This window comes from Enterobacter hormaechei subsp. hoffmannii, from assembly GCF_001729745.1.
Taxonomy (GTDB): Bacteria; Pseudomonadota; Gammaproteobacteria; order Enterobacterales; family Enterobacteriaceae; genus Enterobacter; species Enterobacter intestinihominis.
Genome location: NZ_CP017186.1, coordinates 3,115,025 through 3,129,864, shown reverse-complemented (window position 1 = coordinate 3,129,864; position 14,840 = coordinate 3,115,025). Strand labels below are relative to the sequence as shown.

The 14,840-nt window shown below is 53.2% G+C and carries 12 protein-coding genes and 1 tRNA gene; 6 read left to right on the top strand and 7 right to left on the bottom strand.

Annotated elements, in window-relative coordinates; translation table 11 throughout:
• The first annotated feature begins 154 nt into the window (after positions 1 to 154).
• Complete coding sequence (gene glk, locus BFV65_RS14620; protein WP_022648928.1) at positions 155 to 1,120, top strand: glucokinase; 966 nt, start codon at positions 155 to 157, stop codon at positions 1,118 to 1,120.
• 35 nt (positions 1,121 to 1,155) lie between these two features.
• Here the strand turns inward: glk and BFV65_RS14615 are convergent, their stop codons facing one another.
• Together BFV65_RS14615 and BFV65_RS14610 are read right to left on the bottom strand one after the other, a co-directional pair.
• Entirely contained in the window at positions 1,156 to 1,887 is a 732-nt protein-coding gene (locus tag BFV65_RS14615; RefSeq protein ID WP_032622329.1) for a LytR/AlgR family response regulator transcription factor, read from the bottom strand.
• A 13-nt stretch (positions 1,888 to 1,900) separates the two neighbouring features.
• On the bottom strand, positions 1,901 to 3,598 hold the full coding sequence (locus BFV65_RS14610) for a sensor histidine kinase (RefSeq protein WP_045308680.1): 1,698 nt from the start codon (positions 3,596 to 3,598) through the stop codon (positions 1,901 to 1,903).
• A gap of 386 nt (positions 3,599 to 3,984) precedes the next feature.
• Between BFV65_RS14610 and alaC the strand changes: the two genes are divergently transcribed.
• Complete coding sequence (alaC, locus tag BFV65_RS14605) at positions 3,985 to 5,220, top strand: alanine transaminase (protein WP_023300650.1); 1,236 nt, start codon at positions 3,985 to 3,987, stop codon at positions 5,218 to 5,220.
• 57 nt (positions 5,221 to 5,277) lie between these two features.
• On the opposite strand, the gene ypdK is transcribed toward alaC, so the two are convergent.
• The 4 genes from ypdK to BFV65_RS14585 form a co-directional block, all read right to left on the bottom strand.
• Positions 5,278 to 5,349 (bottom strand): membrane protein YpdK, encoded by a 72-nt coding sequence (gene ypdK / locus BFV65_RS23195; RefSeq protein WP_099458937.1) that lies wholly within the window; start codon positions 5,347 to 5,349, stop codon positions 5,278 to 5,280.
• A gap of 359 nt (positions 5,350 to 5,708) precedes the next feature.
• Positions 5,709 to 6,629 (bottom strand): kdo(2)-lipid IV(A) palmitoleoyltransferase, encoded by a 921-nt coding sequence (gene lpxP, locus BFV65_RS14595; RefSeq protein ID WP_168713920.1) that lies wholly within the window; start codon positions 6,627 to 6,629, stop codon positions 5,709 to 5,711.
• A gap of 248 nt (positions 6,630 to 6,877) precedes the next feature.
• Positions 6,878 to 6,949 (bottom strand) — tRNA-Arg (locus BFV65_RS14590).
• A gap of 75 nt (positions 6,950 to 7,024) precedes the next feature.
• A complete protein-coding gene (locus BFV65_RS14585) occupies positions 7,025 to 7,954 on the bottom strand; it encodes a formate/nitrite transporter family protein (RefSeq protein ID WP_022648872.1) in 930 nt (309 codons plus the stop codon).
• A gap of 315 nt (positions 7,955 to 8,269) precedes the next feature.
• Between BFV65_RS14585 and mlaA the strand changes: the two genes are divergently transcribed.
• Entirely contained in the window at positions 8,270 to 9,022 is a 753-nt protein-coding gene (gene mlaA, locus BFV65_RS14580) for a phospholipid-binding lipoprotein MlaA (protein WP_022648871.1), read from the top strand.
• A gap of 44 nt (positions 9,023 to 9,066) precedes the next feature.
• On the opposite strand, the gene fadL is transcribed toward mlaA, so the two are convergent.
• The gene (gene fadL / locus BFV65_RS14575; RefSeq protein ID WP_022648870.1) at positions 9,067 to 10,350 is read right to left on the bottom strand and encodes a long-chain fatty acid transporter FadL; all 1,284 of its coding nucleotides are present in this window, start codon (positions 10,348 to 10,350) and stop codon (positions 9,067 to 9,069) included.
• A gap of 372 nt (positions 10,351 to 10,722) precedes the next feature.
• On the opposite strand from fadL, the gene BFV65_RS14570 reads away from it, so the two are divergent.
• The 3 genes from BFV65_RS14570 to fadJ all read left to right on the top strand — a co-directional run bounded on the left by BFV65_RS14570 (position 10,723) and on the right by fadJ (position 14,702).
• A complete protein-coding gene (locus BFV65_RS14570) occupies positions 10,723 to 11,007 on the top strand; it encodes a YfcZ/YiiS family protein (protein ID WP_022648869.1) in 285 nt (94 codons plus the stop codon).
• Between the two features lie 237 nt (positions 11,008 to 11,244).
• Positions 11,245 to 12,555, top strand: a complete 1,311-nt coding sequence (gene fadI, locus BFV65_RS14565; RefSeq protein ID WP_023300649.1) for an acetyl-CoA C-acyltransferase FadI — start codon at positions 11,245 to 11,247, stop codon at positions 12,553 to 12,555.
• Complete coding sequence (gene fadJ, locus BFV65_RS14560; RefSeq protein WP_069596794.1) at positions 12,555 to 14,702, top strand: fatty acid oxidation complex subunit alpha FadJ; 2,148 nt, start codon at positions 12,555 to 12,557, stop codon at positions 14,700 to 14,702. The genes fadI and fadJ overlap by 1 nt, the downstream gene beginning before the upstream one ends.
• The last annotated feature ends 138 nt before the right edge of the window (positions 14,703 to 14,840 follow it).

Below are 14,840 nucleotides of genomic sequence, written 5' to 3'. Positions count from 1 at the left end.
GTGGCAATAGTGCAAAAGGTGCTGAAACGGTAAAGTTATTATGTGACGAAGATCGATAATCCATGGGCAGTCACCTTCTGGTCGTTGTTGTTATCACGCCTTGAATTTACAGTGTCCCAAAGATTTATTCTGACTTTAGCGGAGCAGTAGAAGAATGACAAAGTATGCTTTGGTAGGTGATGTAGGCGGCACCAACGCGCGCCTTGCCCTGTGCGATGTAAACAGCGGTGAAATTTCTCAGGCGAAAACCTATTCAGGGCTGGATTACCCAAGCCTGGAAGCGGTAGTTCGCGTCTATCTTGAAGAGCATAAAGTGAGCGTTGAAGACGGTTGTATCGCCATCGCCTGTCCGATCACCGGCGACTGGGTGGCGATGACCAACCACACGTGGGCCTTTTCAATTGCCGAAATGCGGAAAAACCTCGGCTTCTCGCACCTTGAAATTATCAACGATTTCACTGCGGTTTCCATGGCTATCCCAATGCTTAAACCTGAGCATCTGATTCAGTTCGGCGGTACGGCCCCGGTTGAAGGCAAACCCATTGCTGTTTACGGCGCCGGAACCGGTCTGGGGGTGGCGCACCTGGTCCACGTCGACAAACGCTGGGTGAGCCTGCCGGGTGAGGGCGGTCACGTGGATTTTGCGCCGAACAGCGAAGAAGAGGGCATTATTCTTGAGGAGCTACGCGCCGAAATTGGTCACGTGTCGGCCGAGCGCGTGCTTTCTGGCCCGGGTCTGGTGAACCTGTATCGGGCGATTGTAAAATCAGACGGACGTCTGCCGGAAAATCTGCAGCCTAAAGATGTGACCGAACGCGCGCTGGCCGACAGCTGTATTGACTGCCGTCGTGCTTTGTCGTTGTTCTGCGTCATTATGGGGCGTTTCGGCGGCAACCTGGCCCTGAATCTCGGCACCTTTGGCGGGGTCTATATTGCGGGCGGGATCGTGCCGCGCTTCCTCGATTTCTTTACCGCCTCCGGTTTCCGTGGTGGCTTTGAAGACAAAGGCCGCTTCAAAAGTTACGTGCAGGACATTCCGGTTTACCTGATTGTCCACGACAATCCGGGCTTGCTTGGCTCCGGGGCGCATCTGCGTCAGGTACTTGGTCAGATCCTCTGACATCCGTCTCCCTCTCCTGCGGGAGAGGGAACGCGCTACAGGTGCATGAGCTGGCGGAACGCTTTCACTCTGCTGCGGCTTACCGGCACCTGAAAATCCAGATCCTTCAGACGCAAAATATAGGTGTTATTAAACCAGGGTTCGATCTCGCGGATCTTGTTCAGGTTGACGCAGAACGAGCGGTGGCAGCGGAAGAAGTGCGCTGCCGGGAGTTTGTTGCAAAATTCGGTGATGTTCATCGCCATTACGTAGGCCTCACGCCGCGTATAGACAAACGTCATTTTTTCGTGCGCTTCAGCATAGTAAATATCGTCGACAGGCGTGACGATGATCCGTTCGTCCTTGACCAGATTAATGGTGTCGTTTTCCCGCGCTACCGGACTGGCACTGGCGGGCAGCGACTGCTGCTGCCATGCGGCTTCCAGCTTATGCAGCATGCTGATAATACGTGACTCCTGATACGGCTTGAGAATATAGTCAAACGCCTCCAGCTCGAAGGCTTCCACGGCATGCTCTTTCCACGCGGTGACAAACACAATAAACGGCTTGTGGGCGAACTGATTGATATTTTGCGCCAGCAGAACGCCGTCCAGAGACGGAATATTAATATCGAGAAAAATCGCGTCGACCCGGTTATGCTGCAAAAATTTCAGCACGTCCAGACCATCCTCAAAACAGCCAACAATCTCCATCTGGCTGTGGGTTTTGATAAGCCAGCTCAACTCCTGCTGAGCCAGAATTTCATCTTCTACGATGATGACTTTCATCTGTTACTCCGGCCTACGGCAACAAGGATATGGGGGCATTAATGGGCGTTCGTTCGTTCGGGACATAAAAAGCAATCTCGGTGCCCGGCTCAAGGCGGTGAATGTGCAGCCCGTCACCGTACAGCAGCTTGACCCGGTGGTGCACGTTCAGCAGCCCGATTTTATTTCCCGGCATTTCGTTTGATTCGACGCGCTCGATAACTTTCGGATCGATGCCGTGTCCGGTATCGCGCACGGCGATTCGCACGCGGTTACCGCTTTCCGTCACGCTAATCGTGACCACGCCTTTTCCTTTACACGGCTGAATGCCGTGAACAATAGCGTTTTCCACCAGCGGCTGGATCAGCAGGCTTGGGATCACGCAGTTGACCTCTTCATCAATATCGTAAATGACCGTCAGCTTATCGCCAAAGCGTGCCTGCTCAATCGCGATGTAATCCTTGATTTGATACAGCTCTTTTTTGATGTCGATCTGCTCGTCGTCTTTTAACTCAATGTTGTAGCGCAGATAGCGCGACAGATTAAAAATCAGCTGCCGCGCGGTATCCGGATTAAGACGAATGGAAGAGGATATAGCGTTCAGCGCGTTAAACAGGAAATGGGGATTGATCTTGCTTTGCAGGGCACGCAGCTCTGCCTTATTTGCCATCTCGCGCAACTGCTCCGCACGCGAAACTTCGAGTTGGGTGGAGATGATCTGCGACAGGCCAATCGCCATCTCCTGGAGCGAGGAGGTGATTTGGTGCGCATGGCAGTAGTAAATTTTCAGCGTCCCCGTGACCACGCCTTTTTCCCACAGCGGGATCACCAGCATTGAGTGGATCTCTGGCGTCCGGTGGGCTTCATCATTGTTTTTAATGATGATTTTTCCGTAGTTAATCGCCTGTCTGGTGGTCGGGCTGATGGTATCGTCGCTGTCGCGATAATTGTGCTCACCGACGCCAACATAGGCCAGCACGTGGTCAATATTGGTGATGGCAACCGCATCGGCGTGAATATCCCGGCGGATGATATCGCAAACCTGACGTAAAGATTCGGTGTTAACGTGTCGGAAAAGCGGCAGCGTTTTGTTGGCAATATCCAGTGCCAGCTTCGCCTGACGCGCGGCGCTGGCCTCTTTTTCGCCTTCCACGCTTTGCACCAGCAGCACGATAAAGCCTATACAGACGCTCCCGAGGATCATCGGAATACCGATCTTCGAGACGATATCCAGCCCCAGCGCAGTGGTCGGTGCCCAGACGACGACCAGGATCATGGTTAGCGTTTCGCAGACCATCCCCGCGATAATCCCCGCACGCCAGTGCTGTTTTTTTGGGATTTTGCGGTTAATCCAGCCGGAGAGTACCCCGGCAATAATGCTGGTGATAAAGCAGGGGACTGCCGTCACGCCGCCAATATCAATCAGGTATCGATGGGTGCCGGCGATAATGCCTGTGATAATCCCGACCCAGGGACCAAAGAGGATCCCGCCCGACATGACGGCGATGATGCGCACGTTCACCAGCGAGCCTTCTACCGGCACGCCGGACCAGGTGCTGAACAGGGCAAACATCGAAAAGATAAACGTAACGGCCAGCAGCTCTTTTGGCGAGTGGGCAGATTTATGCAACAGTTCGCGAAACAAACGGATGCGGATAAGGAAAAAGAGACAGATCAGCATTAATGCCGCGCGGTCGAACACCGCCAGGAGCATATTGAAGATTTCGTGCACGGTCAGGCCTGGGAAAACGGGAAAAATCTATGATAGAAAACATAGGGCCAGATGACCAGCTATCCATCAGATTTATCAAATGGGGAAAAACCATAATTCTCAAAGGGGATTGCTGGCTTTTGACTGAAAGTCGCTGCTTTTTCGTTTGGGGAGAAGCGTCAGGTAACGATACTGAAAATATTGTGTTAAATCGCAGCGCTTAAAACTGCCTGTTCACGATAAGAGTTCCGCTTTTCACTGCAATCGCATTCCCGTTTTAGCGCAATATATTGTTTTGCCGTTATCCCCTCGACAGCGTCTTTTTCTTCAGGTTATTTTCTAAGCATGCCACACGGGTGGCAGCGTCGCTCGGACGGTCCGGGCGCTAACGTGACTCTGAGGAATCTATGGCTGAATTCAGTCCTGAACGCCGTTTTACGCGTATCGATCGTCTCCCCCCTTATGTTTTCAATATCACTGCTGAGCTGAAAATGGCTGCGCGTCGGCGCGGTGAAGACATTATCGATTTCAGTATGGGTAACCCTGACGGCCCAACGCCGCCGCATATCGTTGAGAAACTCTGCACAGTTGCCCAGCGTCCCGATACCCATGGGTATTCAACCTCACGCGGCATTCCACGCTTGCGTCGGGCGATCTCCCGCTGGTATCAGGATCGTTATCAGGTGGATATCGATCCTGAAAGCGAAGCGATTGTGACCATTGGCTCCAAAGAGGGGCTGGCCCACCTGATGCTGGCGACGCTCGATCACGGCGATACCGTCCTGGTGCCGAATCCGAGCTACCCAATTCATATTTATGGGGCGGTGATTGCTGGCGCGCAGGTGCGTTCTGTCCCACTGGTGGAAGGCGTCGACTTCTTCAACGAGCTGGAACGGGCGATTCGTGAAAGCTATCCGAAGCCGAAAATGATGATCCTCGGTTTCCCGTCCAACCCAACGGCACAATGCGTCGAACTCGAATTCTTTGAGAAAGTGGTCGCGCTGGCTAAGCGTTACGACGTGCTGGTGGTACACGATCTCGCCTATGCTGATATCGTTTATGATGGCTGGAAAGCGCCGTCAATTATGCAGGTACCGGGTGCCCGTGATGTGGCGGTTGAGTTTTTCACCCTGTCGAAAAGCTACAACATGGCGGGCTGGCGAATTGGATTTATGGTGGGAAACAAAACGCTGGTGAGCGCCCTGGCGCGTATTAAAAGTTACCATGACTATGGTACGTTTACGCCATTGCAGGTCGCGGCCATCGCGGCGCTGGAAGGGGATCAGCAGTGCGTGCTTGATATTGCCGCCCAGTACAAACGCCGCCGTGATGTGCTGGTAAAAGGGCTTCACGAAGCGGGCTGGATGGTTGAAATGCCTAAAGCTTCCATGTACGTCTGGGCGAAAATCCCCGAGCCGTATGCGGCGATGGGATCTCTGGAATTTGCCAAAAAACTGCTTCAGGACGCGAAGGTTTGCGTTTCTCCAGGCATTGGCTTTGGTGACTACGGTGACACGCATGTGCGTTTCGCGCTGATCGAAAACAGCGACCGTATCCGTCAGGCTGTGCGGGGGATTAAAAGCATGTTCCGCGCGGATGGCCTGCTTGCAGTTAAGAGCGTCGTGGAACAACCCGAGTCGTAACGGACACCAAAAAAACAGGCGCCAACGGCGCCTGTTTTTTTGACTGCATTTTCTTAACTAGATCATCAGAGCAAACGTTCCGGCCCAAACTAAAACAATAACCGAAATGCCCATAAAGAAATATTTCACGTTTCATCGCTCCGCGTATCTTCCGGTACGCATTAAAAAAACAGAGTCCAACTGAGTATAGAGAGTTGAAATCATGCGAAAGGGGAAATCGGAATTATCCCGTTACGTCGCTAACTTCAGCTCTGAATTCTGTGCTTTCCTGTCGCCAGACGGCGCTAATGTACGCCTAAATTTCAGGAGTGACAAGAGGCATTTTTTTAAATAATTTCCGATACTTACGAGTGTCGTGGAACGGCGACAGTTTGATTTCAGTACGCAATAAATGCCTGTTGAGCGACGGTCGAAAAAAGCCGTTACGCACTGCGATTACAGGTGCTTGAAAAGGTTAGTTTCTTAGCGAAACTAACCTTCGAAAGGGGTTAGATATAAAGTGAGGCTTCGCCCAGAGGGCGGGTTTTAAAGCGGCGGTGCATCCACAGATACTGCTCAGGTGCTCGCATAATCTCAAACTCAATCACCTTATTGATAAAGGTCGCGGCTTCACTCTCATCCTCAGGATAGTTCGCCATCTCCGGTGAGATATGCAGACGATAGCCTGACTTATCCGCTTTTCTGACCATGGTCACCGTTAACATCGAGGCGCCAGAGAGACGTGAAATCACAAAGGTACCGTTCGTCGTAGCGACATCTTTAACCGCAAAGAAAGGGGCAAAGCTGCTGCCTTTAGGGCCGTAGTCCTGGTCCGGGGCAAACCAGACGGCTTCACCTTTTTTCAGGGCGCCAACCATACCGCGCAGATTGTTACGGCTGATCATCGCCTTATTTGAACGCATGCGGCCCCGCGTTTGTACCCATTCCATCAGTGCGCTGTTATGCGGGCGATAGGTTGCCATCATCGGCTGACAAAGACCCATAACGCGGCCGCCCAGCTCAAGCGACATAAAATGCACACCCACAACCATCACGCCGCGTTTTTGCATCTGGGCATGTTTGAGGTTATCCAGACCTTCAACGTCAAACCATTTACGGACACGCTCGTCTGGCCAGAACCAGGCCATACCGGTTTCAAGCAGCGCCATACCGATAGATTTAAAGTTTTCAGCGATCAGCGTTTCACGCTGCTGCGCGTTGTAATGCGGAAAGCAAAGTTCAAGATTTTTTCGGGCAATGGACTCGCGACGCTTAAGAAAGTGACGCGATGCGCTGCCGAGCTTCGAACCCAGGAAGCGAATCACGGGATAAGGAAGCTGGACTAGCAGCCAAAGTACGCCAAGGCCGAACCATGTAAACCAGTAGCGCGGGTGCAGAAACGCCCGCTGAAATTTGGATTGAGACAAAATAGTGGAACCTTTGTAAAGCCTGTGAAGGTAGCGCAGACTTCGCGATACCACGTGCCATTGAGACCGTAGGACGAGGTCATGGTTGCAGGCTTTACCGTTCTTTACGACGTTGCCTGGCCATTGCTGACTTGGGTGGGCGGCTTAATGTAGCACCGTTATACATTATGAGCTATTACTCGTTTTTGCTTAAAAAAGCGGCAATTGCAAAGCGGATTGATAAATCAGGGATTATAGGGGGAAATTAAAAGTGTCCCCTGCAGGAATCGAACCTGCAACTAGCCCTTAGGAGGGGCTCGTTATATCCATTTAACTAAGGGGACGAAGCGGCAAGAGTATAGCGTTATTTACACTTCTCGTTAAGCGCATTGCCGCCTGACTGGTCAAAGAGTCACCATTCACGCCGATTTTTCGGCAGTTTTATCCTTTTTTTCCTGAGCCTTAAGTTCGGCCTTACGCTTGTTGGACATGTCGTTACGGATTTGCGCATGGCTCAGCAGTGCAAAGATAAAGGTTCCGCCACAAATGTTGCCTGCGAGAGTAGGCAGGGCGAACGGCCAGAAAAAGTCGCTCCAGTGGAGTGTGCCGTTAAATACCAGATAAAGGATTTCAACGGTCCCGACAACAATGTGCGTGGTATCGGCGAGTGCGATAAGCCAGGTCATCAGGATAATCACCACGATTTTCGCGCTGCCCGCTGACGGGAACATCCAGACCATAGTGGCGATGATCCAGCCGGAGATAATGGCATTAGAGAACATTTCAACCGGCGTATTTTTCATTACATCCATGCCAATCTTCACGAATGCGTCGCGGGTCGGTTCATCAAAGATTGGCATATACTCGAAGGCCCAGGCTGCAACGCCCGTACCGATCAGGTTCCCCAGCAGCACGACGCTCCAGAGGCGCATCAGTAAACCAAAATTACCAAGGGTCGGATTTTGCATGACGGGCAGTACGGCAGTGACGGTGTTCTCCGTGAAAAGCTGCTGTCGCGCCATAATGACGATAATAAAGCCGAACGTGTAGCCTAAATTCTCCAGCAAAAAACCGCCCGGCACGCCTTCCAGCTGAACGTGAAATATACCTTTGGCGAGCAGAGAGGCACCCATCGACAGACCGGCTGCGATGGCCGACCACAGCAGGGCCATTGCGTCACGCTCCATCTCCTTTTCGCCATCCTGGCGAATATGCTCATGAATGGCCATGGCACGCGACGGCAGGCGATCCTCATCGACTTCTATCTCTTCTCCCCGGTCTTTCTCCTCACTTTCAATCTCATGTTCCTCATTGTTCTCGCCAATTTTTTCTTCGTTAATATCTTTCATAACTGCTCCTTCGGGGGTAATCGCTCATTTAAGCGTAGCGGCTTTTGGCGCCTTGCCCGTGGGGAAGCTCTTAAATTGCTGAAAATGGCAATAAAGGTGAGACATCTCTTTCAAAGCCAATATAAAATTGCCAGCGAAACGAATTCTTAAAGACAGGCTATGCTGAAATTAGCGTGATGACGCGAGCGGGTCGTCATTGTCCTCGTAGACATCGGTAAGCGTGCTGTTACAATCACTTGCACGTTTCAGGCGGAGCCTCACAGGCTCCGTCACAGATGGCATTCAACGATAGCCATATTGAACAGGGAGAAATATATGAAGCTTCGGCTGTCGGCGCTTGCGCTGGGCGTAACGATGCTTGTGGGCTGCGCCAGCTCTGGCGAGCAAACGGGACGCTCCGATCCTCTCGAAGGATTTAACCGTTCAATGTACAACTTTAACTATAATGTGCTGGATCCATATCTGGTTCGTCCGGTTGCCGTGGCATGGCGTGACTACGTTCCGCAGCCAGCGCGTAACGGGCTGAGCAACTTTACCAGTAACCTGGAAGAGCCAGCGGTGATGGTGAACTACTTCCTCCAGGGCGACCCGTATCAGGGGATGGTGCATTTCACCCGTTTCTTCCTGAACTCTCTGCTGGGTATGGGCGGCTTAATAGATGTCGCAGGCATGGCGAACCCGAAATTACAGCGTGAACAGCCGCATCGTTTCGGCAGCACACTGGGGCATTATGGCGTAGGTTATGGGCCGTATGTGCACCTGCCATTCTACGGCAGCTTTACCGTGCGTGATGATGGCGGCGATATGGTGGATACGCTGTATCCGGTGCTGTCATGGCTCACCTGGCCGCTGTCGATTGGTAAATGGACCGTGGAAGGGATTGAAACGCGTGCGCAACTGCTGGACTCTGACGGTCTGCTGCGTCAGTCTTCCGATCCGTACATCATGGTCCGCGAGGCCTATTTCCAGAACCATGACTTTATTGCCAACGGCGGTAAGCTGAAGCCGGAAGATAATCCGAACGCGAAAGCCATCGAGAACGAATTAAAAGATATCGATTCGGAATAAATAAAAAAGGTGAGCGATGCTCACCTTTTTTAATCGTGTTGGGATTAGAACGCGTAGTTGAAGTTGGTACCAAACAGCCAGGCTTTACCTTCAGAGGTAAACTCGTAAGGGCCTTCCTGGAAGGTCACTTTCTGTCCATGCATGTACGACACGCCCGCGTCGATAGAGGCATTCTCGTTGAACGCGTAGGTTGCCCCCGCACTTACCCAGAAACGGTCCTGATCCGGAATGGAGATAGAACGCTTATCTGCCGGTACCGGACTGTCATCAAATGCCACGCCGGTACGGAACGTCCAGTTGTCATCCATATAATAGGTCGTACCAAGTGCGATACGGTAAGCATCGTGGAAGCTTTCGTCTTTATAGAACAGCGTCTGGCCGTTGCTGCCGGTGGCTTTCAGCTCCTGGAACTGGCTCCAGCTGGTATACGCGAGGCTATAGTGAATAGCCCACTGCGGCGCAACGCGGTTATAACCTGACACTTCCCACATTTCTGGCAGATGCAGTGACAGTGAACCCGGTACGGTTTGATTCGAGGTACCCCATGGAATGGTGGTGCCTGCGCCCGGTACCATACCGTTGACTGGGCTCAGGATGCCGCTTTTGTAATCGCCATCGAAGTCAATCTTCACTTCTGAGCGGTAGGTCAGACCCCAGCGGTTGTTTTTATCCAGTTCATACAGGATACCGGCGTTCCAGCCGTAACCCCACTCGTCACCTTTCAGGCTGGCAATTTTATTGCTGTTTTTCGGCAGCGCAGCAGTTTGCTCCCCGGAATAACGCTCGATTTTTGCATCAGCGTAGACAGCATCAAAGCCCAGACCAAAGCTCCAGTTATCGTTCAGACGATATGCGCCGCTCAGGTTAAGGTTCAGGGTCGTCAGGTCGGTTTTACCGCCGTATTCCCCGGCCGGGTAGTTGTTATTGAACTCCGTTGCCAGGCCATAGTTAGAGGTGACAGAGGCACCCCAACCAAACTGTTCATTGATTGGCGCAACAAAGTGCAGGTTAGGCACCCACGCCGTTGGTGCAATGTTATCCGCCTTCAGATCTGCGCCGGTATACTGAGATTTGCCAGAAATGTTGACATCAGGATCGATGTAAACCGCACCGGCAGAGAAGGTAGGGCGATCAAACATCATGATAAGCGCCGGGTTACGGCTTGCGTTGCCTGCGTCATCGGCAATCGCACCTTCCCCGGAATACGCACGGCCAAGGCCAGAGGAAGAAAATTCGTTTAACTGGAAGCCCGCTGACCAGGCGGACGTTGAGACGATTGCCACTGCAACTGCTAAAGCAGTTTGTTTGAACAGGGTTTTCTGGCTCATGACCATAACCTCATTGAGTTATTTTTATTCAATAATTGTTACATACCGTAACAGGAGCGCGAAGTGTAGGGTCTGAGGTATGACATACAAATCAGACCAGTGGCGAGAGTATAGGTCTGACCAGCTGGGATGTTGCAAGTTTGTTTATTAATATTTTCAAACATGTTTCATGAAACGAGATCTGGTTGGCAAAATTGTGACCAGTACGATTCATCCGAAAAGGTGAATTTTGTTTTAGATCATTTTTTAGTGTGATATTGCTCACTTATCCGGTTTTGCGCCATTAACGGCTGGAGGGGGCTCGTCCGGGGGCGTAAAATAGTCGCATCGTGTTTATCTCGCGCGCTGCGCGAATACAGAGGAAATTGAGCTATGAGTAAATGCAGTGCTGATGAAACCCCGGTTTGCTGCTGTATGGATGTTGGCACCATTATGGACAACACCGATTGCACCGCCTCTTACAGCCGCGTATTCCCTAACCGCGCTGAAGCGGAAGAGACGCTGGCCGCGCTGAGCAAGCGTGCGCGTGAAGTCGAATCCGATCCATGTGAAATCAAATCTACCTTTACGGAAGTAGAAGGCGGCGTGCAGCTGGATATCGACTTTGTGTTCGCCTGCGAGGCAGAAACGCTGATCTTCCAGCTGGGCCTGCGTTAATTCCTGCGGTCTGGTGCCCTCACCCCAACCCTCTCCCACGGGAGAGGGCGCAAACACTAAAAACGGTAACCCACGGGTTACCGTTTTGCTTTTACCCTGGGCATTTTCTTTTTCTTCTCTGTGCCTTAGCTCGCAATTTTTCGCTTCCCCGATTGGCTCAATGTAAAAAAATAGTTAAGACTATTATCAGGTCAGACCACTTAACGTGCGCGCAAAATTTTTTTACAGGGGAGTGTTATGAGTCAGGCATTACCGCTTATCACCCGACACGGTGACCGCATTGCCATTGTCAGCGGGTTACGTACGCCGTTTGCACGTCAGGCAACCGCGTTTCACGGTATACCGGCTGTCGATCTGGGAAAAATGGTGGTGGGGGAGATGCTGGCTCGCAGCGAGATCCCGCCAGAGGTTATTGAGCAACTGGTTTTCGGCCAGGTGGTACAGATGCCGGAAGCACCCAATATCGCGCGTGAAATCGTGCTGGGTACCGGCATGAATGTTCATACCGACGCCTACAGCGTCAGCCGCGCCTGCGCCACAAGTTTCCAGGCGGTGGCGAACGTGGCGGAAAGCCTGATGGCGGGGACCATTCGCGCGGGGATCGCCGGCGGCGCGGATTCCTCCTCCGTGCTGCCCATCGGCGTCAGCAAACAGCTGGCCCGCATCCTCGTGGATGCCAACAAAGCTCGCACTACCGGTGCAAAGCTTAAACTCTTCTCGCGTTTACGCCTGCGCGACCTCATGCCCGTGCCACCTGCCGTTGCTGAATACTCCACCGGCCTGCGCATGGGCGATACAGCCGAGCAGATGGCAAAAACCTATGGTATTACCCGCGAACAGCAGGATGCGCTGGCGCATCGCTCGCATCAGCTGGCAGCGAAAGCCTGGTCGGAGGGCAAACTGACCAACGAAGTGATGACCGCCTATGTACCGCCTTACCGGGAACCGCTCGCGGAAGATAACAACATTCGCGGCACCTCAACCCTGGCAGATTACGCAAAACTGCGCCCGGCCTTTGACCGTAAACATGGCACCGTTACGGCGGCCAACAGTACGCCGCTGACGGACGGTGCCGCCGCCGTGATCCTGATGACGGAATCCCGGGCGAAAGAGCTGGGCATCACACCGCTGGGCTATTTGCGCAGCTACGCCTTTACCGCCATCGATGTCTGGCAGGACATGCTGCTCGGACCGGCCTGGTCCACGCCGCTGGCGCTGGAGCGCGCGGGGCTAACGCTCTCCGATCTCACGTTAATTGATATGCACGAAGCCTTTGCCGCACAAACGCTGGCAAACGTGCAGCTTATGGCGAGCGAACGTTTTGCCCGCGACGTGCTGGGCCGCGCACATGCCACAGGCGAAGTGGATCAAAGTAAATTCAATGTGCTGGGTGGCTCCATTGCTTACGGTCATCCGTTTGCAGCGACCGGGGCGAGAATGATCACCCAGACGTTGCACGAACTGCGTCGCCGTGGCGGCGGCTTTGGTCTCGTCACCGCCTGTGCGGCGGGCGGTCTGGGCGCAGCAATGGTTCTGGAGGCTGAATAATGGAAACGACATCTGCATTTAACCTTGTTGTTCGCCTTGATAACGTGGCCGTTATCACCATTGATGTGCCCGACGAAAAAATGAATACCCTGAAGGCGGAGTTCGGCGTTCAGGTGCGTGCGATGCTCAGACAGATCCGCGAAAACAAAGCGATACGTGGCCTGGTATTTATCTCGGCAAAGCCGGATAACTTTATTGCCGGGGCCGATATCAACATGATTGCCCGGGCGACAAGCGCTCAGGAAGCAGAAGATCTGGCGCGTCAGGGGCAGCAGGTGATGGCGGAGATCCATGCGCTGTCGATACCCGTTGTCGCTGCGATCCACGGGGCTTGCCTGGGCGGCGGGCTTGAGCTGGCGCTGGCCTGCCACAGTCGCATCTGTACCGACGATGCGAAAACCGTACTCGGACTGCCTGAAGTACAGCTTGGATTGCTGCCCGGTTCAGGTGGCACGCAGCGCTTGCCGCGGCTGGTGGGCGTCAGTACTGCGCTGGAGATGATTTTAACCGGTAAACAGCTGCGCGCCCGTCAGGCGTTAAAGGCGGGTCTGGTTGATGAGGTCGTTCCGCACGCAATCTTGCTTGAGGCTGCCGTTGAGCGGGCGCTGAAAGGTCGTCAGGCGAAACGCCCCCTGCCGGTGCGTGAGCGTATCCTCGCCGGGCCGCTGGGGCGCACGCTGCTGTTTAATATGGTGGGTAAAAAAACCGAGCAAAAAACCAGAGGGAATTATCCGGCAGCGACGCGTATTCTGAAGGTGATTGAAACCGGTTTATCCCAGGGCAGCAGCAGCGGTTATGCCGCGGAAGCGAAAGCGTTTGGCGAGCTGGCGATGACGCCGCAGTCGCAGGCGCTGCGCGGCATTTTCTTTGCCAGCACGGAGGTTAAAAAAGATCCGGGCAGTGAAGCTGAACCGGCTCCGCTGCGCGCCGTTGGGGTTCTGGGTGGTGGGCTGATGGGCGGCGGCATCGCGTTTGTCACCGCCAGCAAAGGCAAATTGCCCGTACGTATCAAAGATATCAATCCTCAGGGCATCAACCACGCGTTGCAGTACAGCTGGCAGAACCTTGATCGCAAAGTGAAACGCCGCCATATCAAGGCCAGCGATCGCGATAAAATCCTCGCGATGATCACTGGCGCCACCGACTACAGTGGGTTTGCACACCGCGATCTGGTGATTGAAGCCGTGTTCGAAGATCTGGCCCTTAAGCAGCAGATGGTAGCGGACGTTGAACAGCATTGCGCGCCGCACACCATTTTCGCGTCAAACACCTCGTCTTTGCCGATCGGCGACATCGCGGCGAAAGCCATGCGCCCGGAGCAGGTGATAGGGCTGCACTATTTCAGTCCTGTCGAAAAAATGCCGCTGGTGGAGGTTATCCCTCATGCCACAACCAGCCCGCAAACTATTGCCACCGTGGTGAAGCTGGCGAAAAAACAGGGCAAAACTCCTGTTGTGGTCGCGGACAAAGCCGGCTTCTACGTCAACCGCATTCTGGCGCCGTATATTAACGAAGCGATGCGGTTGCTGACGGAAGGGGAGAAAATTGAGCACGTCGATGACGCCCTGGTGAAGTTTGGTTTCCCCGTCGGCCCAATCCAACTTTTGGATGAGGTAGGAATTGATACGGGGACTAAAATTATCCCTGTGCTGGAAGCGGCTTATGGCGATCGTTTTGCGCCGCCTGCAAACTTTGTTTCCGCAATTTTGAAGGACGATCGCAAAGGCAGAAAAAATGAACGCGGTTTCTATCTTTACGCCGCGAAAGGGCGTAAAAGCAAGAAACAGGTCGACCCTTCGGTTTATGCGCTTATTCCTGTCACGGGTCAGGGAAAACTGTCGGCGGTTCAGTGTGCTGAGCGCTGCGTGATGATGATGCTCAATGAAGCGGCGCGCTGCTTTGGTGAGCAGGTGATCAAAAGCGCGCGCGACGGCGACATCGGTGCCGTGTTTGGTATCGGTTTTCCGCCATTCCTTGGCGGCCCGTTCCGGTATATGGATACCCTCGGGGCGGGTGAAGTGGTTGCGATCCTGCAACGTCTGGCCTCGCAATACGGTCCACGGTTTACACCTTGTGACGAATTATTGCAGATGGCGGAACGGGGTCAGACATTCTGGCCCGCAAGGGAAACTGATTGCGTAAACTGAAGTCAAAGAAGGGTAAATCTTGAGGTGATGGAACCTGTTATGGCGAAATTGTAAACAAAGATTGACTATACTTACGCCATTGAGGTAAAAAACAGCGTTTCATTCACCGAATGGATCAGGCACAATGCCCGGCCATCG